Genomic DNA, 25701 nt, shown 5'->3' with positions numbered 1-25701 from the left:
GGGGGCACCTAGCGTCGGAAGAGACAAGTGCGGCATTGAGAGGGTGGGGACATTGACGATCGACGACGCGTTCGGCCGGGTCATCCGGGGACACTGGCTGCTGATCCTCCTGTGCATCGTGGCTCCCTACGGTGTCGTGTCGTACGTGAGCCGCGGCGAGCCCGACGTCTACGAGGCGGTGGCCCGGGTCCAGATGGGCACCGAGCTCGCTGCCTCCAACGTCCAGGCCGACGCCACCAGCCAGCGGGTCCTCGGCATCGCGACGAGCCCCGGTGTCGTGCGCTCCGCGCTCGACAAGGCCCGACTGCGCGCGGACGCCAACGACTTCGCGGCCCACTACATCGACGTGCGACGGGTGGGCGTCTCGCCCGTCATGGAGATCGTGGTGACAGACACGAGCCCGACACGTGCGGCGACGATCGCGAAGTCCATCACGAACGACGTCATCAGGGTCTCCAACGTCGGTGACCAGCCCACGAGCAACCAACGGCGACAGGGTGTCCAGAGCCAACTCAACTCCCTCGCCCGCCAGCGCAACCGGCTCGCCGCCAAGCTGAACAACGTCGACCCGAAGGGCGGGGCGGCCCTGTCGATCCAGGCGCAGCTGACGTCCCTGACGACCGCGCAGGCCGAGCTGGAGCGGCAGATGTCCGACCTCAACCTGGCCGCGCCCTCCCCTTCGCACGCGGTCCTTCTCGACCCGGTGCGGGTGCCGAGCGTGGCCCTGCCGAGGCAGGACCTGCAGCGAGCCGTGCTCGCGGCGCTCATCGGGGCGCTCGTCGGCGGCGGGCTCGCAGCGGGGCTCGAGGCCCTGCGTCCGCGGCTGCGCTCGAGCCGTTCCATCGCCCGGGCGCTCGAGGTGCCGCACATCGGCCACCTGCCGCGACTCGACCTGTCACGCCGAACCACGAGCGCGGCCGGCCCGGTCGCCGACCGGCTGGCCCTGCTGGCCCGGAGGTACGACGCGAGCAACACCCTTGCCGTCCTCGTGGACCCGCGGGACGAGCCGGCGGCGAGACCGGTCGCCACCCTGCTCGGTCCCGATGGCGAGAAGGCACGGCACCGGGTCGCCTGCTCCGTCGTCGGCCGGGACTGGGTCGAGCCCGGCACGTCACCCGTCATCGCGGTGCTGTCACCCCGTCACGTCAAGGTGCGCGCCCTCGTCGACACCATGTCGTTCGTCGACGCCCTGGGCTGGCCCGTCGTGGGGATGATCAGCTACCCACGCCGGTGGTTCTGGCAGCGGCGAACCCTGAGGCGTGCGGCTGCGAAGCACGAGCAGCCGGTCGCGGCCGGCGTGCCGTCGCCCGTCCGCCCTTGGAAGACCCGGCGGCCCGAACCCGTCGTCCCCACGATGCCCGTCCCCTCGATGCCAGTCCTCACGAAGCCGGCCGGCACCGCGAAACCGGTCGGCACCGCGCAGAACGGCGTCGACCACGGCGAGCACTGGAACGCGACGCATCCGGGGGAGGTGCTGCAGCGATGAGCGTGCGACTGCGAACCGCCGGGCTCACGGTCGAGGTCTCCGCCGTCGGCCCCGCGGCGACGCGTTGGACCCGGGTCGTGCGCGAAGCCTGCGCCGGCCAGGAGCTCGAGGATGAGGGGCTCGGCCACCAGGAGCTCGACGGCCCGGAGTCCTCCTCCCGGGCCCGGGCCGTCGACGTCGTCGTCACCGTGGCGCAGGGCGAGCCGGTCGTCCCGAGCGCGCGGCACCGGCTGGTGACGCGTGGGGCCTGGACCGACGGGCACGAGGTGATCCTGCAGGACGCCTGCTCGAGCGGGCTGGACCTGGTGCTGCATCCGCACGGATCACGGCTCCAGGTGGTCGTCCACCCCGCGCCGGCCTGGCGCCACCGTGCGCTCGGCCTCGCGGCCCCCGACCGGCGGCTGCTGCTCCACCGGGCGGTCCTGCTGCAGTTTCCCGCGCTGTGGTGGGCGGGGGTGCACGGCCGAGCTCCGCTGCACGTCTCGGCGGCCACGGTCTCAGGACACGGCGTGGTGCTCGCAGGCCCCGGCGGTGTCGGCAAGTCGACCCTGGTGGCCACGCTCGACGCCGCCACCGGGGCGCCCGTGAGCGACAACATCTGCACGACCGACGGCACCGAGCTGCAGGGCCTGCTCGAGCCGGCACGCACCACCTCCGGTATGGGTCGACGGATGCCGCACGGTCGGCGTGAGTCCGGCTGGGTCCGTCACTGCGACGCCGTCGTGCCGGACACGATCCTCGTGCTGCGGCGTGGGGACACCGAGGACGCCACCGTGCGTCACCTCGACCCCGAGGCGGCGGCCCGCGAGCTCGTGGGCGGCACCTATGCGGCGGGCGAGCTGCGCCGCTACTGGGCCTTCGCCGCCACCCTGGCCCTCGCCACGGGGCGAGGTCCGGCCCACCCCCCGGTCGTCGAGGTGTCCGACCGGCTCGCGAGGCGGCTGCCGGCCTACGAGGTCCGACTGCCCTCCCGCCCCGGCCTCACCCTCGAGGAGCTCGTCACCCGCGTACGCTCGATGCCGGTGCTGACCGGCGAGGAGGCTTGGCGGCCATGAGGCGACGCATCATGCACGTCGTCACCCGGTGCGTCGCGGGCGCTGGTGGGGTCGTCGTGCGCGGCGCCACCGCGCTGGATCCCGAGCGCTACGAGAGCATCCTCGTCACCGGCACGCGGGAAGGGGTGCTGCTCGACCGGGCGCGCGCCGCCGGTGTCGAGGTCGTCGTCGTGCCCGAGCTCGTGCCCCAGATCAGGCCCTCGGACGACGCGGCTGCGCTGCGCCGGATCCTCGGACTGGTGCGCACGCACGCCCCGGACGTCGTCCACACCCACTCCGCCAAGGCCGGCGTGCTGGGACGCCTCGCCGCCCATCGTGCCGGCGTGGGCCTCATCGTCCACACCCTCCACGGCTTCCCGTTCCACGAGTTCCAGAACCCGGCGCCGCACGCGGCCTACGTCGCGGTCGAGCGACGGCTCTCGAGGATCACCGACGTCTACCTGGCCGTCGGAACCGGAGTGGCGGTGGAGGCCCTCCGTCGGGGACTCGCCCGGCCCGAGCAGCTGCACACGGTCGGTCCGGTCGTGGACGACCCGACGGTCGTCCTCGACCCGGGGACGCGCGCACGGGCCCGCGCGGCCCTCGGGATCCCGGCAGCGGCGCAGGTCGTGGGCACGGTCGGTCGCCTCGACCACCAGAAGGCGCCCGAGCACCTGCTGCACGCCGTGGCCCGCATGCGCACCCGCGCGCTGCTCGTCTGGGTCGGCGACGGCGAGCTGGCGGGGCGCACGGCCTCCGACGTACGCCGCCTGGGGCTCGAGGACCGGGTGCACCTGCTGGGCAACCGCAACGACGTCGCACAGCTGCTCCCGGCGTTCGACGTCTTCGCCCTCGCCAGCCGCTACGAAGGTCTGCCCTGCGTGATCGTCGAGGCCCAGCAGTGCGGCATCCCCGTCGTGGCCACGGCCGTCAACGCCGTGCCGGACGTCGTCGTCCCGGGGGAGACGGGCCTGCTCGTTCCGCCCGCCAGACCCGACCTGCTGGCGGCAGCGCTCGACCATGCGCTGGCGCATCCTGAAGAGGCGCGGGCGTGGGCCGTTCGGGCGCGCGAGCACCTCGGCGCGCGTTACGACTCCCGCACCGCCGGGGAGGTTCTCGACCACGTCTACTCGCAGGCTCCGAGCCGCCGCAGCCACCTCTTCGTCCGTGCCGAGCTGGGGCGTGCGTCGTGACACTGCCCCCAGCAGCAGGTCTCCTCGTGCCGACCGGGGCGGTGGTCGCCTGGCCGTCCGACCCCGCCGACGGCGTACGCGTCCGGCGGGCTCCTGCGGGCACGGTCGTCGCGCTGGCCGACGGCCGGCCCGGAGGGCGACGGCGCCTGCGCCGGGCCGCGACCCGGCTCGGTGTCCGCATCGACGACGAGTTCGTGGTCCTGCCCAGCTGGCGGCGGGCCTCGTTCGTCATGAGCGACGACGTGAGACCCCTTGCGTGGCTGGTCGAGACCTTCCTGGCCCCGCCACCCGGTGTCGCCCTCGGCCACTCGGCGGTCCACGGCATGAGCAGGCTGGCGCGGAGCGCGGTCACCCACCCGAGCGGTGCGGCCGCGGTGCGGCTCCTCGTGTCAGCCGTGGTGCCCGGTCGGCTCGTCATCGGGACACGGACATGACGACCGCGCTCGTCGAGGGTCGAGCGGCCGACCTGCTGCGGACGACGCTGCGCGAGCACGTGGGTCCGGGCCCGAGGCGGCTGCTCGTGGTCGGGCTCTCCCGTGACGACCACCCGAAGGCCACGGTCCTCGTCTTCCGGCCCACCGACGCGCTACCGGCCCTCGCGCTCAAGGTCGCGATGGTGCCGGGAGCGGTGCCGGCCGTTCTCGCCGAGGCAGCTGCACTGACCGCGGCCGCACAGCTCGGGCCGGACCTGGTGGGAGGGACCGTCCCCCGTGTCCTGGACTGCCGTCACGCCCCGGACAGCGCCGTCCTCGTCACGAGCGTCGTGCCCGGCGTGCCGATGGCAGTGGACTACCACCGGTGGCGACACACCGCGCGCCCCACCACGGTCCGGGGCGATCTCGACGCCGCGGTCTCCTGGCTGGAGCAGCTCGCCCGTGTGCCGGTGCCCGACCGGGCCACGAGTGCACCCACCGACCGTGTGCCGACCGACCCCGCCGCGGTGGCCGCGCTGGTGGCTGCCCGCTGGCCGGGCGACGCCGAGGCGAGAACGGTCGAGGCCACCGTCCGGGGCCTCTCCCGCGAGCTCGCACTGCCCCCCGGCCTGCCCCGCACCATGGTGCACGGCGACTTCTGGTGCGGGAACGTGCTGCGCACGGGCGGCCGGGTGACCGGTGTCGTCGACTGGGAGCACGCGCAGGTCGCTGGGGATGCGCTGCGTGACGTGACCCGCTTCGTGCTCGCCTACCTCCTCTACCTCGACCGACACACGGATCCGGGACGCCCGGTCAGTGGCCACCCCGGCCTCGTCGCCGGCCCGTGGGGTGAGCCGGTCCGCTTCGCGGCCTCCGGCGCCGGCTGGCTCTCGGAGCTGGTCCAGGCCGTCGTGGCGGGCCACCTGCGCCGGACCGGGAGGGACCCGGGGCGCTGGCGTGAGGCGCTGGGTATCGCGGCCGCAGAGGTCGCCGCGGTCGCCGACGAGCCCGCTTTCGCGCGCCGGCACCTCGCGCTCGCTGCGGAGCTGCTCCGATGCTGCTGACCGAAGGACTACGACCCGTGACGGGCGGCGCGGCACCGGCCCCGCGCGGGGCCCACCCCGCCGACGGCTACCCGCTCGATGCCTCCTATTTCTCGCGCGCACCCCGCCACATCGCGTACCTGCTGGGCGTGGCCCTCGCCGGGCTCCCGCTGCTCGTGCCGAGCGGACCGGGCAACACGGCCGTCGCCGACGTCGGCATGGTGGTGGTGGTCGTGGGGGTCGTGGTCTGGCTGAAGCGCGATGGCGTCCCGGTGCTCGTGCCCTACCTGCTGCCGGTCAGCCTGCTCATGGTCGCGGGTTCCGTGGCCGCCTACCACGTGCAGGTCGGTGTGGCCCTGCTGCCGGTGCTGCAGGACCTGTTCCTCCTCGCGTGGGGCGCGGCGGTCGCCAACGCCGTCCGCCGGCGCCGCTGGCTCCTCGAGGTGGTCCTCCGCGTCTGGGTGTGGTCGAGCGTGCTCTGGGCGGCGGTGCTCAGCACGGGACGCATGGCGGGCATCAGCTGGATGGCCGGCACCTCGGCCAAGGACGGCGGCCGCGCCTCGCTGACCTTCGACGACCCGAACCTCGCCGCCAACTACTTCCTGATCGGACTCGGGCTGCTCGTGGCCACGTCGGTCGTGCGTCGGCGGCTGGTTCGCGTCCTCGCGGCCGTCGTCATCCTGCTCGCCCTCGTCTTCACCGGCTCGAACGGGGCGGCGGTCGGCCTGGCCACGATGACGTGCGTCGGCCTCGTCGTCGCACTGGGCCGTCGGCGCGGAGTGCTTGCCGCGGCCGCCACGTCGCTGCTCCTCCTGGCCGGTGTGGCGCTCGTCGTGCCGCACGTCGACCTGAACCGCATCGGTGCCACGGCGTCCGACAGCGCGCAGGTGCTCCGCGACTCGCTGGGCCGCTCGGGGGAGTCCAGCGGGTCGCGGGAGGAGCTGGCCAACGAGACCATCGGCCTCTACCTGGGTGGCGACCTCGTGGGCGTCGGCCCGGGCCAGACCAAGGCCGCGCTCAAGGGAGCCGGGGCGGCCTACGTCAAGGAGGCCCACAACGACTACCTCGCGACGCTCGTCGAACGTGGCGCCCTCGGCGGGGCGGGACTCGTCGTCCTGCTCCTCGCCGTGGCCGCACGTCTTGGACGCGTCGTCACCGGGCGGCAGTCCGCGTGGGTGCGCGAGCTCGTGCCCCGCCCGGAGGTGCTTCTCGGTCTCGGCTGCGCGCTCGCGGTCGGCGCCCTGTTCTACGAGGTGCTGCACTTCCGGCACGTCTGGGCCTTCCTGGGGCTCATCGCCGGCATCGACCCGGGTGCCACCACGGACCGCCTCCTGCACGTGCCGCGGACCTGGTGGCGACGATGATCCGCACCCGCACGCTCGAGATGCGACCCGGCGTCCTGCGGGGCGAGACGGCGAGGTCGGTCCTCGGCAACGTCGGCGCTCGCGTGGTCGCGCTGCTCTCCGTCGCAGCGGTGACCGTGCTCGTGGCGCGTGTGGGTGGGGCCGACGACGTCGGCCTGCTCGCGCTGATGCGGGTGCTTCCGGGGCTCGTCGGGGTCGTCGCCACCTGTGGCCTGCCCGGCGCCATGGGCTACTTCGTGGCCGGGGCGGACTCCCGGCACCCCGGCCTCTGGCCGACCGTGATCTCGTTGATGCTGCTCGGTGCGGCCCTCGGGACGGGCGCCTGGCTCCTGCTGACACCGATCGTCCACGACCGCCTCATGCCCACCACCACGACCCTCGTCGTCCTGGCCACGGGTGCGACCGTCGCGACGCAGCTGCCCGTCGCGGTGGGCAAGTCGTGTCTGCAGGCCCTCGGTGACCCGCGCGGTTCCAACATCGTCACCGCGGCCGAGGAGGCCGTCTTCGTCCCCGCGTTCGTGGCGCTCTGGGCGCTCGGGTCGCGTGGCGGAGCGCTGCTGGTCACCTCCCTGCTCCTCGCCGACCTCGTCGTCGCTGCGTACGCGTGGGCGCGGATCGGACGTCGCGTCCGCGAGCGGGGCGGCCGCCTGGTCGGTCGGCCCGACCTCGCACTGGCCCGTCGCGTCGCTGCGTTCGGTGCCCGAAGCCAGGTGGGCGGCATCCTCAACCTGCTCAACCTGCGTCTGGACGTCGTCGTCCTCGGCGTCCTCACCGGCCCGGCGCAGGTCGGCGTCTACGTCGTCGCCTCGAAGTACGCCGAGCTGCTGCGCCTGCCCGGCCTCGCACTCACCTGGGTCACCTATCCCAAGTTCGCCGGCCGCCAGGGTGGTGCGTGGCACCACGAGTGGCTTCGGGTCGGCCGCCTCGTCGCGCTCGGGGCGGTGGCCGCGGTCCTCGTCGCCTCGAGCGCCGCCGTCGTGCTGCCCTTCGCCTACGGCGAGCTGTTCCGTGACGCCGTGTGGCCCGCCGTGTGGATCTCCCTCGGTCTCGTCCTCGAGCCCGCGGCCGGGGTCGGGTCCGGCTACCTCCTCGGGGCCGGGCGCCCCGGGCTCAGCTCGGTGATCCTCGGGGGCGGCTTCCTCGTCACGCTGGCCCTCGACCTGATCCTCATCCCGCGGCACGGGTCGCTCGGAGCTGCGTGGGCGAGCGCCGTCGCCTACCTCGTCACCGACATCCTCCTGATCTCGGCGTGGCGCCGGATCTCTGCGAGGTCGACGTGAGCCGGCAGCTGTCGGCACGACCGACCCGCCCAGCGGCGGCACCCGGTCGCTGCGCCGTGCTCGCAGCCGTCGTCGCAACCGTCGTCCTCGGGGCGGCAGCCTGCACGTCGGGCTCCGCTGCGACCCCGTCCAGGCCACCGAGCGCGTCGGCAACCGTGCGGCCGCAGTATGCAGCCCTCGCCGCCGCCGTCGCCTCGCACGGCGCGAAGCCCTGGGTCGAGGCAGACCTGCTCAAGGCATGGGTCGCCGGCCCCACCCGCTACGCGTCGGTCATGGACGCGGTCGTCGCGCTGGCAGGTCGGCCCGGGGTCGCCGGCATCAAGATCGCCGACGAGCTCGGCTACCAGGACGGCACCGACGCGAAGACGGACCTCGCCTTCCTCACTGCGACCACGCGGGCCCTGCACCAGCGGCTGCCCGGCCTCAAGGTCGCCGTCGACCTCATCGTCCCCGAGCTCGGTTGTCTCAGCTGGGCCGGCGTCCCCGCCTCGGTCGTGGGCCCCTCCTCCGCGACCAGCCGCGGCACGTGCGGCTCGGACGCGACGGCCCGCGACCCGGGGGTCGCGCTCGCGGCCGTCGACCGCTACGTGGCCCAAGGCGGTCTCGATGTCCTCGACCTCAGCGCCGGACTGCGCACCAACGCCGAGTACGCGGCATGGGGCACGACGCGTGACGCCGCCATGGCGGCTGCCTGGGACGAGGCCTCACGGCGGTGGGGTGGCACGGTGCGGCTCCAGGCACGCAAGGCCCTGGCGCACCCCGGGGCGTACCAGGGGACGCGCGAGTCGGCCGAGGCCGACGTGCACACCTACGTCGACGTGCCCCTCGCACACGGCGCGCACGCCGTCGACATCTGGACGTGGAGCCAGCCCTACAAGGGGGGCACGTACACGCTGACCGACCCCAGGCTGGCGCCCAACGCCCTCACCGCGGCGCTGCTCGACCGGCGCCGGCGCGGTGTCGAGCTCTGGACCCACATGACCCCGTCGTCGCTCCAGGTCGGCCTGGACCAGGACGTCGCCGCAGCAGTGTCGATCTTCAGAGGCGTGCTGGTCGCGTCGGGAACGGGGTGATCCCATGATGACGAGTGCCGCTGTCCCGGAACCGACGTCGCCAGGAGCACGTGTCGGTCGAGGCGTCGACAGGGAGGTTGCGCAGATCCCCGCGAGATCCATTGCGGCTCAGCCCGATTCCCGGGTCGGCGCGATCTCCTGGCAGCGACGAGTGCTCGACGTGGCGGTCGCCCTGATCGGTCTCGCGGTGCTCGCGCCCGTCCTCGTGGCCGTGGCCGTCACGGTGCGGGTGTCCAGCCCGGGGCCGGTGATCTTCCGCCAGGTTCGGCTCACCCGTGGCCGAAAGCCCTTCACGCTGTACAAGTTCCGCACGATGCGTGTCGGGACCGGCGGTCCCGAGGTGACCGGCAGGGGAGACCCGCGCGTGACCGGCCCCGGCCGTCTGCTCAGGAAGACGAGCCTCGACGAGCTGCCCCAGCTGCTGAACGTCCTGGCCGGCCAGATGACCCTCGTCGGCCCACGTCCCGAGACGCCGGCACTGGCCGAGCGCTACCCGACCGACGTCGCCTGGGTGCTCGACGAGACGCCCGGGCTCACCGGCCCCGCCCAGATCAGCCTTCGCGACGACGTCTCCGTCCTGGCCGTGCCCGACGGGCGGGTGCCGTCGGGGGCGCCCGATCCCGAGGCACTGGAGCGCTGGTACGTCGAGCAGCTCGTGCCCCGCCGGGTCGCGGTGGACCTGACGTTCCTGCGGCGTCCGTCGCTGTGGGCGACCCTGCGAGTCGTGGCGTGGACCGCGCGCTACCTGGTCACGGGGCGACCGCCCGTGATCCGGCTCGACGGCTGACGAGCGGGTCGCACCGGGCGTTGAGGCACTCGCCGGTTCCGAGGTCGAACTCGAAGTTGTGCGCGAGGCAGCGCAGCACGCCGTCGCGGATCACTGCCCCGTGAGCGAGGTCCTCGCCGGCGTGCGGGCAGTAGCGGCTGACCTCCCACTCGCGCCTGCCGTCCGCGCACCGCTCGGCGAGCGTCACCGTGTCGTCGGGGTCGCGCTCGGTCTCGTAGCGCTCCACCTCGTCCAGTGCTGCCGCGTCCGCGTGCTTGAGCAGCCCGACGAGGTAGTCGTTGTAGCGGTCCGGGTCGCGCCAGCAGGAGATCCGCAGTGACAGGAAGAGGTCCTCCCAGCGCACCCGCCCGGTGAGAACGGCGTCGAGCCAGCGTGCCTCGACGGTGATGCGGTAGCCGGGCGCGGGCGCGCTGCCGGTCAGGTCGACGCTGCACCGGGTCGGTCCGAGCTCGACGTCCCACGTGCCCCCGTCATCGCCCGCGACGACGAAGCGCACCGTCATGCCGATGCGGTGCAGGAAGTAGTCAGACAGGGCGCCGAGCTGCTCGAAGTGCGTCGCGAAGCGCTGGGCCAGGCCGCTGCCGCGGGGTGGGTCGGGGAAGGCCGCGTAGACCGCCGCGACGTCGGCCGCCCGTCGCTCGGCGTAGTCGTCGAGGTAGGCGTGCAGGTCGTCGGGCAGCCGTCCCTCGGACCCGAGGTCGGCGTGGTCGCCGGCGAGCCGGAAGCCGTGCCAGTGCGGGTCCGGGTCGACGGCGCCCGTCCCGACGTCGATGCGGTCGCCGGGCAGCAGGCGCACGACCGACTGGTCGCGCAGGCGCGAGCGCAGGTACGCCGCCGCCTGGGCCGTGTCGGGAAAGATCCCGGGAGGCGCGATCCGGTCGTTGTGGTGGGCGAGGGTCGGGTCCAGGAAGCAGGGTGGGCCGGCATACGGCATGACGACCCTCGGGGGTGCGGCCCGCAGCAGCCGGCTGACGGCCTTGAACTTACCGAGACGCTTGTCGGCGCTCATCGAGGCCACCACGTCCGGCGGGTACTCGTAGCAGATCGGGTGCCACGACGCCCCGGACATCTGCACGCCCATGAGGTCGATCGGCCGGCCCACCTCCTCGACGGCCCGGCGCAGCTGGGCGGGGGTCAGCCGCGCGTCGTTCGTGTGGAGGATCGCGTGCCCGGCCACCGACAGGAGCACGGCGGCGTCGTGGCACATCGGCGACTGCTCCTGGATGACGGTCATCCAGTCACCGAGCCGGTTGAGGGCGAGCCGCTCCCAGCGGTCGAGCTCGATGACGACGTTGCGGATCCCGGCGCCACGGATGCGCGAGATCATCTCCGGTGCGGGATAGCGCGGGATCACGATGCGCACGTGCGAGGGCAGGATGGCCAGCAGGTCGAGGTCCAGGTGGTCGAGGTGCTCGTGCGAGATCGCCACCCAGTCGGCGTCGAGCACGTCGGGCCGCAGCAGGTGCGAGTTGTCGGGGAACGGGAACCACGACCCGAGGAAGGCGCCCTGCGGCGACATCCACGGGTCGCAGAGCAGCGTCAGGTGCGTGGCGTCGATGCGCAGCCCCGCATGTCCGAGCGACGTGACCACCGGTGCTCCCATGGCGCCATCGTGCGGTGACACCGCCGCGAGCACGACCCGCTCGAGGCCGAGGACGGATTACCGCAGGTGCTGTAGATCGCGTGTCGTCCTCCGTGCTGCGGGCGGGCCGGCGTCGACGGTCGGCTGGTCACCCCGCCGACCACGTATGCCGTCAGGCGGGCCCCGGCGCCCGCCGTCGGTTGCGCAGGTCGAACGCACTGGCAGCCAGCGCCACGGTGACGAGGACGGCGCAGACCTTGAGGGCGCCGCCGGGGTCGAGGCGGCCGGTCCCGACCGCACCGGAGTAGAACACGGCGCCGACGAGGGCGACCCCCATGGCGGTGCCGATCCGCTGGCCGGTCTGCAGCAGACCACCGGCCGTCCCGGCCCGCTCGACCGGCACACCGTCGACCGAGAGCGTGATGTTGGGGGAGATGACGAGGCCGCTGCCGATGCCGGCCACGAGCAGCGGCGCCACCAGCCACCAGCCGAGGTCGGCTCCGTCGACGGCTGCGACCGTGAGATCGACGGCGATGACGCCGACGAGCACGACCACGAGTCCGACGGTTACCAGGAGGCGCCCGTAACGGCTCACGAGACGCCCACCGAGGGCGGACGTGACGGCCGAGCCGAGAGCGAACGGCGTCACGGTCAGGCCCGCCAGCAACGGTGAGTAGTTCAGCTGCTGCTGCACGTGGATGGTCAGCACGAAGAAGATGCCGGTGAACCCGCCGAAGTAGATCGTGCCCACCGTCGCGCCTGACGGGTATCCCGGCACCCTGAAGAGCGAGAGGTCGACGAGCGGCTCCCCGCCGGTGTCGGTGTAGCGACGCTCCCAGGCCAGGAAGGCCGCCACGAAGGCGACTCCGACGAGAGCCACCCACCACGGCACGCTCCCCGCGCCGCGCCCCGACTCGACGACCGGCAGCAGGACGCCGAGCACGCCCGCACCGAGCAGCACGACCCCGACCGGGTCGACGTCGATGCGCCGGCCGCGGACCCGGTTCGCCGGCTCAGGAAGCCAGCGCATCGCGAGCACCACGGCGGCGGCCGCGACGGGGAGGTTGACGAAGAAGATCCACCGCCAGCCCGACTGCGGTCCGAGCGCGTCGAGCAGGAGACCACCGACAACCGGGCCGACCGCCGTCGAGATGCCGATGGTCGCACCGAGCAGGCCGAAGGCCCGACCCCGTTCGGCGCCGCGGAACAGCTGCTGGATCAGGCCCGAGACCTGGGGGTTGAGGATGCCTCCCGCAGCGCCCTGCGCCAACCGGGCCACGACGAGCAGGCCCGCGCTCGGGGCCAGCCCACAGGCCAGGCTGGACAGCCCGAAGAGCACCACACCGACGACGAAGACGGTGCGCCGACCGAGCGCGTCGCCGATGCGCCCCGACGGCACGAGGGTGAGGCCGAAGGCGAGGGCGTAGCCCGAGACCACCCACTGGAGGTCGCTCGGCGTGGCCGCGACGCCGGTCTGGATCGAGGGCAGGGCGACGTTGACGATGCTCACGTCGAGCAGGGTCATGAAGCCGGCGACGAGGCAGACCCACAGGGCGCGCCAGCGGCGGGGGTCGGCGGCGTCGTCCGGAGCCGCGGCCTGGCCGTCGTCGGCTCTCACGAGCCGAGGATCCCTTCCGTCGCGTCGTCGCGCCGGCCGCCGAAGAAGTGGTCGAGCGCGCGCGCGAAGGGCCTCGCGCCCGCCTCGTCCGGGGCGGCACGCTCGAAGAGGGTCAGGCACGACCGCAGCTTCGTGGCGTCGATGCCGCCCAGCACCTCGACCGGGTCGGTCGCCTCCAGGGCGTCCAGCGCTGCCACGCACTCGTGCAGGCGTGGGCCGAGCACCGGGTGGCCCAGGTAGGCGCGAGCCTCGGGAAGGCCCGACACGGCATACGTCCTCGCCATGTCGCTGCGTCCCAGGCCGGCCACCTGCGGGAGGACGAACCACATCCAGTGCCCCCGCTTGCGGCCCGCACGCAGCTCGGCGAGGGCAGCGGCAAACGCGCCGCCCCGGTCCTGCACCTGCACGAAGCGCTCGAGGTCGAAGGGGTCGTCGCTCATACCTCCCTCCTACCCGACGCCGAAGGGCGGCCCACCAGTGGTGGACCGCCCTTCGGGACGTGCTGCGCTCCGCTCAGAGGTCGAAGTACATCTCGAACTCGTGCGGGTGCGGGCGGAAGCGGATCGGGTCGACCTCGTTCTTGCGCTTGTACTCGACCCAGGCCTCGATGAGGTCGGCGGTGAAGACGTCGCCCTCGAGGAGGTAGTCGTGGTCGGCCTCGAGCGCGGCGAGGACCTCGGGCAGCGAACCGGGGACCTGCTCGATGGCAGCGTGCTCCTCGGGCGGCAGTTCGTAGAGGTCCTTGTCGACCGGCTCCGGCGGCTCGATGCGGTTCTTGATGCCGTCGAGACCGGCCATCAGCTGGGCCGCGAAGCAGAGGTACGGGTTGGCCGACGGGTCGGGCACGCGGAACTCGATGCGCTTGGCCTTCGGCGACGTGCCCGTGATCGGGATGCGCACGCACGCGGAGCGGTTGCGGGCCGAGTACACCAGGTTGACCGGGGCCTCGTAGCCGGGGACCAGTCGGTGGTAGGAGTTCACGGTCGGGTTCGTGAACGCGAGCAGCGACGGGGCGTGCTTGAGCAGGCCGCCGATGTACCAGCGTGCCAGGTCCGACAGGCCGCCGTAGCCGCGCTCGTCGTAGAAGAGCGGCTCGCCGTCCTTCCAGAGGGACTGGTGCGTGTGCATGCCCGAGCCGTTGTCACCGAACAGCGGCTTCGGCATGAACGTCGCCGTGTGGCCCTGCGCCCAGGCGGAGTTCTTGACGACGTACTTGAACTTCATGAGGTCGTCGCCCGAGTGGAGCAGCGTGTTGAAGCGGTAGTTGATCTCCATCTGGCCCGCCGTGCCGACCTCGTGGTGGCTGCGCTCGACGTTGAGACCGACCTCCTTGAGCTCGAGGCAGATCTTGTCGCGGAAGTCCGCGAAGTGGTCGACGGGGGAGACGGGGAAGTAGCCGCCCTTGTAGCGGGTCTTGTAGCCCTTGTTGCCACCCTCCTCCTCGCGACCGGTGTTCCACGCGGCCTCGATGGAGTCGAGGTAGTAGTAGGACGCGTTCGACTTCGTCTCGAAGCGGACGTCGTCGAAGATGTAGAACTCGGCCTCGGCACCGAAGTAGGCGGTGTCGGCGATGCCGGTCGACTTGAGGTACTCCTCGGCCTTGCTCGCGATGTTGCGCGGGTCACGGCTGTAGCGCTCGTCGGTGAACGGGTCGAGGATCGAGAAGTTCATGACCAGCGTCTTCTCGGCGCGGTACGGGTCGATGAACGCCGTGGCCGGGTCCGGCACGAGCTTCATGTCGGACTCGTGGATCGCCTGGAAGCCGCGGATCGAGGACCCGTCGAACATCTGACCAACGGTGAAGAAGTCCTCGTCGACCGACTCAGCCGGCACGTTGAAGTGCTGCATGACACCGGGCAGATCGCAGAACCGAATGTCGACGAACTTGACGTCCTCGTCCTTGATGAACGTGAGGACCTCGTCAGCTGAGCTGAACATCCAACCTCCTATGTGGGGCGAGGTCGTCACCCGGCCTCCGGGCACTCGTTCGAGCGCCCGAGATCGAGGGACGGCCCCGTGCTGTCGTCGACGACACTATCGACCGGCGATTTCTCGGCAGTGACCCGGATGTTTCGCGGGTGTTACGGAAGCACAGGGTCGGGCAAAGGGCGCGGCTCGCGTCTCGTTACGCTGGTGCCGTGGTGGACCGCAAGGATTTCGGCTCCTGGCTCGAGGGCCCCAGAGCACGCACGAGCACCGACGGGCAGTACCGGGGCCGTGACCTCGGGCTCCCCGAGAAGGGGCCGGGGTCGGTCGCCGGCTTCGGCATCCGCCTCGTCGGGGTCCTCGTCGACTGGGGCGTCGCCTCCCTCATCGCGAGAGGTCTGTTCTCCGTGCCGCTGCCGTTCTCGCAGCCCCCGGCCACGGGTGGTCAGAACTTCGTGGTGCTCGGCGTGTTCGCCGTCATGCACCTGCTCCTCGTCGGCACCCTCGGCTACACGATCGGTCACCGTGTCGCCGGGCTGCAGGTCCGGTCGCTGACGACCGGTCGGGTGATGCCGGTCCAGGCGCTCGTGCGCACGATCCTGCTGGGCATCTTCATCCCGGCGGTCGTGTGGGACCGCGACGGGCGGGGACTGCACGACAAGGTGCCCGGCACCGTCGTCGTCCGCACCCGCTGACCATCGAGTGCGCGCCCCAAAACAAGACCTGCCTCCTTCATCGAGAAAGCGATCCGTCCGATCGGACGGATCGCTTTCTCGATGTATAGGGCTCGTCGGCGGGCTCGCGTATGCCGCCTGGCGGAGTCACTTGCCGCGCAAGGCCTTTCGGTCCATCCGGGCGCGTGCGGGGTCGACGCCGGGCGGCAGCGGAGCGCGCATGCCGCCGAGCGCCTTGAGGCGCTTGTTGACCATGGCCATCTCGTCCTTGGTGATCTGCGGCTTGAGGCGCTGGACCTTGCTCGCGAGCTTCGGCAGCGGCACCTCGTTCTCGCCGGTGCCGACGCGCATGGTGGTGACCGGCACGCCGGGAGCCACACGCTCGACGCGCTTCTTCTCCGCCGCGAGCAGCTTCTGCACGCGCGAGGTCGGCCCCTCGCCCACGAGCACCACGCCCGGGCGGCCCAGGGCGCGGTAGACCATGGCGGCCGAGCTGATGTCGCCCGCGCGGGCGACGTCGGCGGCGACCGGCTCGCGGTCGGTGTACCAGCCGCGGCGGATCGAGGTGAGCGCGGCGCCGGCAGCGCCGGCCTGGCCCTCGATCTGGCTGTAGGCGGCGCGCTCGGCGCGACGGCTCATGACGATCGTCGCGGCGAGGACGCCGAACAGCACGCCGAAGATGCCGAAGATCCAGGGCAGCTTGACGATGAAGCCGACGACGAGGAGCACCCCGAAGACGACGAGGAACGACAGCAGCATGTACCAGCCGATGAGCGGGTCAGCCTGCCTGGAGATCCGGAAAACGTCACGGATCTGGGACAGCCGTCCCTGCTTCTTCTCCTGGGGCGAGCTCGTCGCGTCGCCGTCCTTGTTGCGTGCCATGGTGCTCAGGATACGGCGCTCTGAGCGCGGGCCACCAACGACGCCGCCTCCTGGCGCGCGGGGGACTCGGCGGCCTCGGCGAGGTGCGACAGGTGAGCCGGGATCTCGCGGCCCCACTTGCGCATCGCGGTCGCCCAGAGCCGGCCGGCGCGGTAGGACGAGCGGACGAGCGGACCGGCCATGACGCCCTTGAAGCCCATCTCCTCGGCGATCCCGGACCAGTGCACGAACTCCTCGGGCTTGACCCACCGGTCGATGGGGTGGTGCAGCTTCGAGGGCCGGAGGTACTGCGTGATCGTGAGGATGTCGCAGCCGGCGTCGTGGAGGTCGCGGATCGCCTCCTCGATCTCGGCGTCGGTCTCGCCCATGCCGAGGATGAGGTTGGACTTCGTGACGAGCTGCGCCTCGCGCGCCATCGAGAGCACCTTGAGCGACTTCTCGTAGGTGAAGGCGGGGCGGATGCGCTTGAAGATGCGCGGCACCGTCTCGAGGTTGTGCGCGAACACCTCCGGGCGCGCGTCGAAGACCTGGCCGACGAGCTCGGGCTTGGCACCGAAGTCGGGCGGCAGGATCTCGACGCCGGTGTTCGGGTTGAGCAGGTGGATCTGGCGGATCGTCTCGGCGTAGAGCCCGGCGGCGCCGTCGGGCTGGTCGTCGCGGGCGACGCCGGTGACGGTGGAGTAGCGCAGGCCCATCTGGGCCACGGACTCGGCCACGCGGCGGGGCTCGTCGAGGTCCAGAGAGGTGGGACGGCCCGTCGCGATGTCGCAGAAGTCGCAGCGCCGGGTGCAGACGTCGCCACCGATGAGGAAGGTGGCCTCCTTGTCCTCCCAGCACTCGAAGATGTTGGGGCACGCGGCCTCCTGGCACACCGTGTGCAGGCCCTCGGACTTCACCATCGAGTGGAGCGCGGTGTACTCGGGGCCCATCTTCGCGGTCGTGCGGATCCACGAGGGCTTGCGCTCGATGGGGGTCTCGGCGTTGCGCGCCTCGACGCGCAGCAGACGACGGCCGTCGGGAACGACAGACACAGGGGCTCCTTGGTCGGGATTTGCTGCTCCGGACAGGTTACGCCTCATCGACAACGCCCCCGACCATGCCCGTATGCCGTCGGGCCCGCTCAGCCGTCCCGGTGCGCGCGCACCTCCGTGAGGCGCGCAGACAGGAACGCGTGCTCGGCGTCGTTGCCCGCGAGGGCCAACGCCTCCTCGTAGGCGGTCGCTGCCTCCGACCAGGCCCCGAGGCGGCGGAGCAGGTCGGCCCGGCTGGCGCTGAGGTACGGGTAGGTGGCCACGGTCGGGTCGTCGAGGAGCGGTGCGATCGCCTCGAGTCCGGCCTCCGGTCCGTCGCGGAAACCGACCGCGGCCGCTCGGCCGAGCGCCACGACCGGAGAGGGCCAGAGGCCGAGGAGCACGTCGTAGAGGCCGACGACCTCGCCCCAGTCGGTCGCCTCCCAGGTCGGGGCCTCGGCGTGGACCGCGGCGATGGCCGCCTCGACCGTGAACCGGTCGGGCGGCCCCTGGGCGAGGGCTTCGCCGACGAGCGCGGCCCCCTCGGCGACCAGCTCGCGGTCCCACCGTGACCGGTCCTGGTCGGCGAGCAGCACGAGCGCTCCGTCGTGGTCGACCCGGGTGTCGCGTCGCGCATCGGCGAGCAGCATGAGCGCGAGCAGACCCGTCACGCCCGTCGCTCCGGGCAGGAGGCCGTGCAGCATCCGGCCCATGCGGATCGCGACGTCCACGAGGTCCTGGCGCACGAGGGCACCGCCGCTCGGCGCCGTGTGTCCGGTCGTGAACACGAGGTGCAGGACGGCCGTGACAGGTCCGAGGCGGGCCGACAGCTCCTCGGGAGGTGGGACGCGATACGGGATGCGAGCAGCCGCGATCTTCTTCTTGGCGCGAGTGATCCGGGCGGCCATCGTCGTCTCCTGCACGAGGAAGGCCCGCGCGACGTCCGCGGTCGACAGGCCGCAGACGAGGCGCAGGGTGAGCGCGACCTGCGCCTCCGGTGCGAGCGCCGGGTGGCAGCAGGTGAACACGAGGCGCAGTCGGTCGTCGGGCACCGTGCGCTCGGCCACGGCACACGGCTCGGCCTCCTGCTCGTCGACGACGAGCATCGGGAGCAGACGCCGGCCGTGCGCCTCCCGACGCACCACGTCGCGGGCCCGGTTGCCGGCGACGGTGGTCAGCCAGCCGCCGGGCCGCTGCGGTATGCCGTCCGCCGGCCACCGCTCGAGGGCTCGCTCGAACGCGTCCTGCGTGCACTCCTCGGCGATGTCGAGGTCGCGCGTGATGCGGGCCGTCGAGGCGAGAACGCGCGCCCATTCCTCCCGGTGCGCGCGCGCCACGGCGGCGGCGACCTCGGGTGCCGGCGCGGGCGTCATGACGGCCGGCTCAGCCGTGGTCGACGATCGGACGCACCTCGACGGCCCCGTGCTGCTCACGCAGCTCGGGCAGCATCCGCGCGAGGGTGACGGCGGCGTCGAGGTCGGGCACGTCGACGATGTAGAAGCCCCCGAGCGCCTCCTTCGTCTCCATGAACGGGCCGTCGGTGACGATCGGGCTGCCGTTGCCGGATGCGCGCAGGGTCGTGGCCGTCGTCGCCGACTCGAGCTCCTCACCGCTCAGTCGTCCGGTGCCGGCGGCGCGGGAGAAGGCGATGTGGCCTGCCTCCTTGGCCTGCGACTCCTCGGGGGTCTGGGCGTCCCACTCCTGCTCGCTGCCGTAGATGAGGACGAGGTACTTGGCCATGTCGGTCGCTCCTTGGTTCGTTTGTCTGCCGGGTTGTCCCGGCTACCCCTACGACGAACGGATCCCGTCGCCATCGACGGCTCCTGCTGGACGATCTCGCTGCGATCAGGACACGTCGCGCCGGTGGAACGTCAGCACGCCCACGACGGTGAGGGCCAGCCCGACCACCAGCAGGAAGATCCAGGAATGGGTGTACGAGAGCGACTGGGAGGCGAACGAGCAGGTGCTGCCCTCGCACCTCTCGGCGAAGTACGTGGTGCCCTTGCCGAGGAACGCCTCGACATTGGTGCCGACCGTCCAGGGCTTGAGCCGGCCCTGCAGGAACGCCTGCGCCGCGATGAGCTCGACCCCGACGGCATACGCGAGGAGCACCCCGACGACGCCGGCGGTGTAGCGCAGCACCAGCGCGAGAGCGGCCCCGCAGATCCCGGCCAGGACGGCGACCGCCCCGACGCGCAGGAGCAGCTGGGGGACCGAGTCGGTGGCCGTGGCGGGCTCGGGCAGCACGAGCTCCTCGCCCGGCCGGTTGACCACGGCGATCATCCGCGCACCGAGGTTGGTGAGCAGCGCGAAGACCACCGCCAGGGCGGCGCCGCCGAGGGCGACCGCGGCGAGCTTGGTCAACGCCACCCGGGTGCGCCGTGGCTGGAAGGTGAGCCAGTTGCCCATGGAGCCGGTGGTGAACTCGGCCCCGATGGCACTCGCGCCGAGCACGAAGGCGAGGAAGGCGACGAGGTAGGCGGCGGAGGTCGCGATGCCGGCCGTGATGACGTCGGCCACCGGTGGCACCAGGCCGAACTGCTCGAGCGTGGGCTCGGTGGGCCCGGCGATCGAGTCGCACCCGAAGTCGACGGACTGGTCGCCGGACCGTTGCCGTTCGGCCGCCTGGTCCTGACGGCACTGGGCCAGCATCTGGGGCAGCTGTTCCTTGAAGTCGGCCTGCTGGCGCTTCGTGTCCGCGACGAGCGCCTTGTAGTCGTCGAGCTGCTGGGCCAGGCGCTCCGGCGTGCTCGAGCTGTAGGCGTTGTAGACGGCGGCCCCGGTGAACAGCACGAGCGCCACGACGGCCACCTTGGTGAGGCGTCGCCACCAGAGGCGGCGCAGCTCGACACCCACGAGACCGGCGAACGACGTGCCGGACGGGCGCCGCTGCGTGCGCGGTCGCTCGTCCGAGGGGAGCAGGGTCTCGCTCACGCCGCACCACCTCCGGTCGTGCCGCTCGCAGTGGCGCCACCGGCCGCCCGGTCGGCCTCGCTCCCGAGACCCTGGTCCTCGGTCAGGGCGAGGAAGGCCGACTCGAGGTCGGGGCGAACCGGCACGAGCTCGCTGACGTAGAGGCCGTGACCGGCCAGGGACCGCGTGATGGCGGACGGGTCCTCGGCCCCGACGAGCAGCTCGTGCCCGTCGCGGGTGAGGGTGAAGCCCTCGGCCTGGAGGATCTGCGCGGCGCGCTCGGGGGAGGCCACACGGACGCGCACCTGCGCGTGGCCCTGTCCGCCGAGGATGTCGGCCACGCGTCCTTCGGCCAGAAGGGCGCCGTGGCCGATGATCGAGACGGTGTCGGCGACGTGCTCGACCTCGGCAAGGATGTGGGAGCTGACGAGAACGGTCTTGCCTCGAGCCCCGAGCGACTTCATGGTGTCTCGGACCTCGCGGATGCCGGCTGGGTCGAGGCCGTTGGTGGGCTCGTCGAAGATCAGGAGGTCGGGGTCCTTGAGAAGCGTCGCCGCGATCGCGAGGCGCTGCTTCATGCCGAGGGAGAAGCCGGCATACCGGTCGCGGCCTCGGTCACCCAGGTGGGTGGCCTCGAGCACCTCGTCGACCCGCTGCCGGGGACTGCCGATGGCGCCGGCGAGGAGACCGAGGTTCTGCCGGGCGGTGAAGCCGGGGAAGAACTTGGGGGACTCGACGATCGCGCCGACCCGGTCGATGACGTGGGGGAGTCGCCTCGGGACCGCCTCGCCGAAGAGCTCGGCCGTGCCGGAGTCTGCCCGAACCAAGCCGAGGAGCATCCGGATGGTCGTCGTCTTGCCCGACCCGTTGGGTCCGAGGAAGCCGTGCACCCCTCCGAGCGGCACCGCCATCGACAGGCCGGCGACGGCGACCCGGCGCGAGCCACGGGAAAGGTAGGTCTTGCGTAGGTTGACGGTGCGGACGGCGGCGTCCATCGATCCCCCTGGGTCGACCGGCTGGTGGTCGCCACCATAAGGGGTCGGTCAGGCGAGTGCGCGGCGGTTGGGATGCAGTGTCGGCAGGATGTCGGCGAGGTGCTTCTCGACGTGGGGGAGGACCTCGGTGACCGGGACGTCACGGCCGAGCTCGAACGACAAGGACGTGACGCCCGCGCCCACGATGCCGCAGGGGATGATGACCTCGCCCCACGACAGGTCGGGGTTGCAGTTGAAGGCGAAGCCGTGCATCGCGACCTGCCGGCTCACGCGGATGCCGATGGCCCCGATCTTGCGGCGCGGTCCGCGGTCGTCCTCGGCGATCCACGTGCCGCTCTCGCCCTGCACGCGCCCGGCCTCGACGCCGAAGTCGGCGCAGACCCGGATCATCATCTCCTCGAGGTGGCGCACGTAGCCGACGACGTCGATGGGCGCGGGGAGGCGCACGATGGGGTAGCCGGTGATCTGGCCCGGACCGTGCCAGGTGATCTTGCCGCCACGGTCGACGTCGATGACGGGGGTGCCGTCGTTGGGCCGTTCCTGGGGCTCGGTGCGCTTGCCCGCCGTGTAGACCGCGCGGTGCTCGAGCAGGTAGACGGTGTCGGGCTCCTCACCGGCGACGACCCTCGCGTGAGTGTCGCGCTGCACCTGCCAGGCCTGCTCGTAGTCGACGAAGTCGGGGTCGAGGCCGAGGTGCACGAGACGCATGCGGTCAGGGTACGCCGTGCGGCATACGATGCCGGAATGCCTCCAGTCGAGCCGGCCCCGTCCACCTCCCTGCGTGTCGGGCTCGTCGGCTACGGCATGGCCGGCCGACGCATCCACGCCCCCCTTCTGGCCCGCGCCGGGCTCACGGTCGCCGCCGTGTCGACGTCCGACGCGTCCCGTGCCGACCAGGTGCGGGCCGACCTGCCCGAGGCCGGCGTCGTGCCGGATCTCGAGGCGCTGCTCGGCATCGACGGCCTCGACTTCGTCGTGCTCGCGTCGCCGAGCGGGGTGCATGCCGAGCAGGCAGGGAGGGTCATCGAAGCAGGCCTGCCGCTCGTCGTCGACAAGCCGCTCGCAGTCGAGGCGAGCGCGGCCCTCGACGTCGTCGACCAGGCCGCCCACCACGGCGTGCCGCTCACCGTCTTCAACAACCGGCGCTTCGACCCGGAGCTCGCCGCCCTGCGCGCCGTCCGCGACGGCGAGCTCGTCGGTGAGATCTGGCGTGCCGAATACCGTTGGGACCGTTGGCGCCCCGTGGCCAGGCAGGTCTGGCGCGACCAGACCCGAGCGAGCGAGGGCGGCGGTGTGCTGCTCGACCTGCAGAGCCACCTCGTCGACCAGGCCGTGCTGCTCCACGGTGAGGTGGAGTCCGTCTACGCCGAGGTGGACTCGCGCACGACCGTGGCCGAGGACGACACCTTCCTCGCCTGCCGTCACACCTCGGGCGTCGTCAGCCACATCATGTCGAGCGCCGTCAACGGAGCCCCGGGCCCGCGCGCCCGGGTGAGCGGGTCCGCGGGCGCCTACGTCATAGGTCGCCAGTTCGACGAGGTGAGCTCGTTCACCGAGTTCGAGAACGACGGTGACCACGTGGGCTGGGTCGTCAGGGGCGACGAGCGCGAGCCCGGGCCGGTCGTGACCGGTGCCGACCAGGCCGACTTCTACCGGGCCGTCGCGGCGGCCCTTGCGGGCGCCGACCCCCAGGTGACCATGCCGGTCGACCCGCGTGACGCCGTCCACGTGCTCGCGGTCATCGACGCCGCCCGGATCAGCGCGCGCGACCGGCGCGTGGTCGACGTCGTCACGCCCGGGCAGACGCCCTGAGCGGCCCTGTGGATGGCGCGCCCGCGGGTCGCGCGAACGCTGGTTGCATGAGCGGGTGAACGAGAGCGCGTCGGAGGCGACCCCGAACCTGCACGGCGACATCGCTGACAGGCGTCACGTGCCGGGCGTCCATGATGTGCCGGACGCGCTGGACGTCCCTGACGTGCCGGGCCACCGCCTCGACGCGGTGGTCGGCGCAGGAGCGTCTGCTGTCGTCTGGTCCGGCGTCGACGCCACCGGCCGCCCGGTGGCGGTCAAGGTGCCGCACCGGGTCCGCGACGAGGTGGACGCCCACCAGGCGCTGGTCGAGCAACAGGTGCTGACGGCGGTGCACCACGAGCACCTCGTGCCACTGCGCTCCGTCGTGCCCCTTCCCGACGGGCGCGAGGCACTCGTGTTCGACCTCGTGCGCGGCGCCGTGCTGCGGGCGATGGTGGGCAGCCGGGGCCACCTGCGCCCCGGCGAGGTGGTCACCGTGCTCACGCCCATCTGCGAGGCGGTGGCCCACCTGCACTCGGCCGGCGGCATCCACGCCGACATCTCGCCCTCGAACATCACCCTCACCGGCGCCGGCCGACCCGTCCTGCTCGACCTCGGGGCGGCTCGCGTCGCCGGCCGCGAGCCGGGCGCCGTCCACGGCACCCCGGGCTTCGTGGCACCCGAGGTGCTGCTCGGCGACGCGCCGGGCGACGCAGCCGACGTGTACGCGCTCGGCGCCGTCGCGTGGTTCTGCCTGACCGGCAACGGTGCGCCCGACACGATGGCCAGGCTCGACCTCGAGACGGTCGTGAGCCACGTCGGTGCCGAGCTGGCAGAGGTCATCGCCCAGGCCATCGACCCCGAGCCAGAGCGTCGTCCGGGAGCCGCCGAACTCGCGCTCCGGTTCTACGAGGCGGCGCCCGCCGAGCCCGTCGAGGTCGTGGTGGGGGCCGACCAGGCCTCTGCCCTCACCCACCGGCTCCGCGCCGACGCCGAACGGGACGCTCCTGGCGAGGCGGTCGCCGTCGGCGCGCGCTGGCGCACGCGCCTCCTCGCCGCAGCGCTGGTGGCCGTTCCCGCGCTGGGCCTCGCCGGGTGGGCCCTCGCCGCCAGGCAGCCCGGGCCCACCCGGCCTGACGCGGTGGTCACGACGCCCCCGGCGGTGCAATCGACCTCGACGCCCTTGAGGCCCTCGAGCTCGCCGGCCACCGCTCCCGCAGCGCTGCGCACACCCGCCGCGCCCGCGACCAGCGTTGCCCCTCAAGCCGCCTCGCACCCGACGAGCAGCGCCCGAGGGCCAGCGGCGGGGTCGGCCTCGCGCTCCACCGACGAGCTCGTCCTCGACCCGACGAGTCCCGCGCAGCGGCCCGAGGACCTCCTCCAGGCGCTCAGCGACCGGCGGGGCGGCGCGCTGCTCAGCCTCGACGAGCGCGCACTGGCCGCCGTCCATGCGCCGCACTCCGCAAGCGCCACCAGCGACGCGGGGCTGTTGACGCGACTGCGCGACTCACGGGTGCGGTGGGAGGGGCTCCGCCTCGAGGTGGCCGAGGCGTCCTACGTCTCGGGGGACGAAGCCCACGCAGTGCTGCGCGCCCGAGTCGACTGGACGGCATACGTCGTCGTGTCGGGCGACGGTGCGCGCTCGCAACGGCCGGCCGACACCGGCCGCCTGCTCGACTTCAGCCTGGCCCGCGGACCTCAGGGCTGGCGGCTCACGGACATCACGACCGCACCAGCCACGTGACGGCCTCCGAGAGGTCGGGATGCTCGAAGGTGAAGCCGCTGGCGAGCAACGCTGCTGGTTGCAGGCGCTGGCTCGCGACGACGTAGTCGGCGAACTCGCCGATGACGGCCCGCAGCGCGAAGCGTGGGGCGGGGAGGATTGCAGGTCGTGACAGCGCCGCACCGATGGTCGCGGCGATCTCCTTCTGCCGAGCGGCTCCCGGCGCGGCGGCGTTGAAGGGCCCGACCAGCTCGGGACGGTCGATGAGGTGGGTCAGCGCGCGAACCTCGTCGTCGAGCGTGATCCAGGGCCACCACTCACGACCGGAGCCCATGGGACCCCCCAGGCCGAGCCGGCCGAGCAGCACGACCGGCTTGAACGCGCCGCCGTCCGGTGCCATGACGAGACCGGTGCGCACGTAGGCCACGGGGATGTCGGCATCGACGGCGGGCTGTGCCGCGTGCTCCCAGCGGGTCACGAGGTCTGCGAGGAAGTCCTGCCCGGGCGGGCTCTGCTCGGTGAGAACCTCATCGCCACGGTCTCCGTAGTAGCCCACCGCGGAGCCGTTGACGAGCCGGATCGACCGACCCGTGCGTTCACGGTGGGCCACGAGCGCGCGGGCGACGGTGCCGGTGGCGTCGGTGCGCGACTGTCCGATCGCTCGCTTGTGCTCGTCGTTCCAGCGCCGGTCGCCGATGCCGACGCCGGCGAGGTTGACCACGGCGTCGACGCCCTCGAGAGAGGCCTCGTCGAGACGGCCGTTCGGGGGGTCCCACTCGACCTCGCCGGGCCCGTTCGGCGGACGTCGCATCAGGCGCAGCACCTCGTCGCCCCGCGCCTCGAGATGACGGCGAAGCGCGCCGCCGATCAGCCCGGAAGATCCGGTGACGGCGACGCGCCTCGTCATGGCGTGC

Annotated in this window: 24 protein-coding genes; 12 read left to right on the top strand and 12 right to left on the bottom strand. The window is 72.6% G+C overall.

The annotated features are described in order from the left end of the window. Positions 1-52 precede the first annotated feature (52 nt). From AB4091_RS14730 to AB4091_RS14690, 9 genes are read left to right on the top strand one after another with little or no spacing between them, the layout of a single operon-like run. On the top strand, positions 53-1486 hold the full coding sequence (locus AB4091_RS14730) for a hypothetical protein (protein WP_442292499.1): 1434 nt from the start codon (positions 53-55) through the stop codon (positions 1484-1486). After that, complete coding sequence (locus AB4091_RS14725; RefSeq protein ID WP_442292498.1) at positions 1483-2541, top strand: hypothetical protein; 1059 nt, start codon at positions 1483-1485, stop codon at positions 2539-2541. The genes AB4091_RS14730 and AB4091_RS14725 overlap by 4 nt, the downstream gene beginning before the upstream one ends. Beyond that, on the top strand, positions 2538-3713 hold the full coding sequence (locus AB4091_RS14720) for a glycosyltransferase (protein ID WP_442292497.1): 1176 nt from the start codon (positions 2538-2540) through the stop codon (positions 3711-3713). The genes AB4091_RS14725 and AB4091_RS14720 overlap by 4 nt, the downstream gene beginning before the upstream one ends. Continuing rightward, a complete protein-coding gene (locus tag AB4091_RS14715) occupies positions 3710-4147 on the top strand; it encodes a hypothetical protein (RefSeq protein ID WP_442292496.1) in 438 nt (145 codons plus the stop codon). Before AB4091_RS14720 ends, AB4091_RS14715 begins: the two co-directional genes overlap by 4 nt. After that, on the top strand, positions 4144-5190 hold the full coding sequence (locus AB4091_RS14710; protein WP_442292495.1) for a phosphotransferase family protein: 1047 nt from the start codon (positions 4144-4146) through the stop codon (positions 5188-5190). Before AB4091_RS14715 ends, AB4091_RS14710 begins: the two co-directional genes overlap by 4 nt. Further along, entirely contained in the window at positions 5181-6533 is a 1353-nt protein-coding gene (locus AB4091_RS14705) for an O-antigen ligase family protein (protein ID WP_442292494.1), read from the top strand. Before AB4091_RS14710 ends, AB4091_RS14705 begins: the two co-directional genes overlap by 10 nt. Beyond that, positions 6530-7813, top strand: coding sequence for a lipopolysaccharide biosynthesis protein (locus tag AB4091_RS14700; protein WP_442292493.1), 1284 nt, complete (start codon positions 6530-6532; stop codon positions 7811-7813). The genes AB4091_RS14705 and AB4091_RS14700 overlap by 4 nt, the downstream gene beginning before the upstream one ends. After that, positions 7810-8886 (top strand): hypothetical protein, encoded by a 1077-nt coding sequence (locus AB4091_RS14695; protein WP_442292492.1) that lies wholly within the window; start codon positions 7810-7812, stop codon positions 8884-8886. Before AB4091_RS14700 ends, AB4091_RS14695 begins: the two co-directional genes overlap by 4 nt. 4 nt (positions 8887-8890) lie before the next feature. Next, the gene (locus tag AB4091_RS14690) at positions 8891-9673 is read left to right on the top strand and encodes a sugar transferase (RefSeq protein ID WP_442292491.1); all 783 of its coding nucleotides are present in this window, start codon (positions 8891-8893) and stop codon (positions 9671-9673) included. Here AB4091_RS14690 and AB4091_RS14685 read toward each other — a convergent pair. The 4 genes from AB4091_RS14685 to glnA all read right to left on the bottom strand — a co-directional run bounded on the left by AB4091_RS14685 (position 9636) and on the right by glnA (position 14811). Beyond that, entirely contained in the window at positions 9636-11276 is a 1641-nt protein-coding gene (locus AB4091_RS14685) for a Rieske 2Fe-2S domain-containing protein (protein ID WP_442292490.1), read from the bottom strand. The two genes, AB4091_RS14690 and AB4091_RS14685, sit on opposite strands and share 38 nt — an antisense overlap. A gap of 151 nt (positions 11277-11427) precedes the next feature. Next, on the bottom strand, positions 11428-12873 hold the full coding sequence (locus AB4091_RS14680) for an MFS transporter (protein ID WP_442292489.1): 1446 nt from the start codon (positions 12871-12873) through the stop codon (positions 11428-11430). Further along, on the bottom strand, positions 12870-13313 hold the full coding sequence (locus AB4091_RS14675) for a DUF1810 domain-containing protein (protein WP_442292488.1): 444 nt from the start codon (positions 13311-13313) through the stop codon (positions 12870-12872). The genes AB4091_RS14680 and AB4091_RS14675 overlap by 4 nt, the downstream gene beginning before the upstream one ends. A 73-nt stretch (positions 13314-13386) precedes the next feature. Beyond that, positions 13387-14811 carry a type I glutamate--ammonia ligase gene (gene glnA, locus AB4091_RS14670; RefSeq protein WP_442292487.1) on the bottom strand — a complete coding sequence of 475 codons (1425 nt, stop codon included), beginning with the start codon at positions 14809-14811 and terminating at the stop codon, positions 13387-13389. A gap of 200 nt (positions 14812-15011) precedes the next feature. Between glnA and AB4091_RS14665 the strand changes: the two genes are divergently transcribed. Further along, positions 15012-15494, top strand: coding sequence for an RDD family protein (locus AB4091_RS14665; protein WP_442292486.1), 483 nt, complete (start codon positions 15012-15014; stop codon positions 15492-15494). A 126-nt stretch (positions 15495-15620) separates the two neighbouring features. Here AB4091_RS14665 and AB4091_RS14660 read toward each other — a convergent pair whose 3' ends face one another. The 7 genes from AB4091_RS14660 to lipB all read right to left on the bottom strand — a co-directional run bounded on the left by AB4091_RS14660 (position 15621) and on the right by lipB (position 21981). Continuing rightward, on the bottom strand, positions 15621-16355 hold the full coding sequence (locus tag AB4091_RS14660; protein WP_442292485.1) for a DUF4191 domain-containing protein: 735 nt from the start codon (positions 16353-16355) through the stop codon (positions 15621-15623). A gap of 5 nt (positions 16356-16360) precedes the next feature. Beyond that, on the bottom strand, positions 16361-17386 hold the full coding sequence (gene lipA / locus AB4091_RS14655) for a lipoyl synthase (RefSeq protein ID WP_442292484.1): 1026 nt from the start codon (positions 17384-17386) through the stop codon (positions 16361-16363). Between the two features lie 89 nt (positions 17387-17475). Next, on the bottom strand, positions 17476-18738 hold the full coding sequence (locus tag AB4091_RS14650; protein WP_442292483.1) for an RNA polymerase sigma factor: 1263 nt from the start codon (positions 18736-18738) through the stop codon (positions 17476-17478). Positions 18739-18748: 10 nt separating this feature from the next. Continuing rightward, positions 18749-19105: a YciI family protein gene (locus AB4091_RS14645; RefSeq protein WP_442292482.1), complete on the bottom strand. Its 357-nt coding sequence runs from the start codon at positions 19103-19105 to the stop codon at positions 18749-18751. A gap of 105 nt (positions 19106-19210) precedes the next feature. Continuing rightward, positions 19211-20299, bottom strand: a complete 1089-nt coding sequence (locus AB4091_RS14640) for an ABC transporter permease subunit (RefSeq protein ID WP_442292481.1) — start codon at positions 20297-20299, stop codon at positions 19211-19213. Continuing rightward, entirely contained in the window at positions 20296-21273 is a 978-nt protein-coding gene (locus AB4091_RS14635; RefSeq protein ID WP_442292480.1) for an ABC transporter ATP-binding protein, read from the bottom strand. The genes AB4091_RS14640 and AB4091_RS14635 overlap by 4 nt, the downstream gene beginning before the upstream one ends. Before the next feature lie 48 nt (positions 21274-21321). Then, positions 21322-21981 carry a lipoyl(octanoyl) transferase LipB gene (gene lipB / locus AB4091_RS14630; RefSeq protein ID WP_442292479.1) on the bottom strand — a complete coding sequence of 220 codons (660 nt, stop codon included), beginning with the start codon at positions 21979-21981 and terminating at the stop codon, positions 21322-21324. Positions 21982-22017: 36 nt separating this feature from the next. Here lipB and AB4091_RS14625 point away from each other — a divergent pair, with 36 nt between their 5' ends. Continuing rightward, the gene (locus AB4091_RS14625) at positions 22018-23085 is read left to right on the top strand and encodes a Gfo/Idh/MocA family protein (protein WP_442292478.1); all 1068 of its coding nucleotides are present in this window, start codon (positions 22018-22020) and stop codon (positions 23083-23085) included. A gap of 55 nt (positions 23086-23140) precedes the next feature. After that, positions 23141-24808 carry a protein kinase domain-containing protein gene (locus AB4091_RS14620; protein WP_442292477.1) on the top strand — a complete coding sequence of 556 codons (1668 nt, stop codon included), beginning with the start codon at positions 23141-23143 and terminating at the stop codon, positions 24806-24808. Here the strand turns inward: AB4091_RS14620 and AB4091_RS14615 are convergent. Then, a complete protein-coding gene (locus AB4091_RS14615) occupies positions 24786-25694 on the bottom strand; it encodes a TIGR01777 family oxidoreductase (RefSeq protein ID WP_442292476.1) in 909 nt (302 codons plus the stop codon). The two genes, AB4091_RS14620 and AB4091_RS14615, sit on opposite strands and share 23 nt — an antisense overlap. Positions 25695-25701: the final 7 nt, after the last annotated feature.

The organism is Terrabacter sp. 2RAF25 (genome assembly GCF_052115265.1).
In the GTDB taxonomy this organism is placed as follows: domain Bacteria; phylum Actinomycetota; class Actinomycetes; order Actinomycetales; family Dermatophilaceae; genus Terrabacter.
Note: the sequence above shows the minus strand (reverse complement) of the source record. Positions and strands in the feature narration are given on the sequence as shown.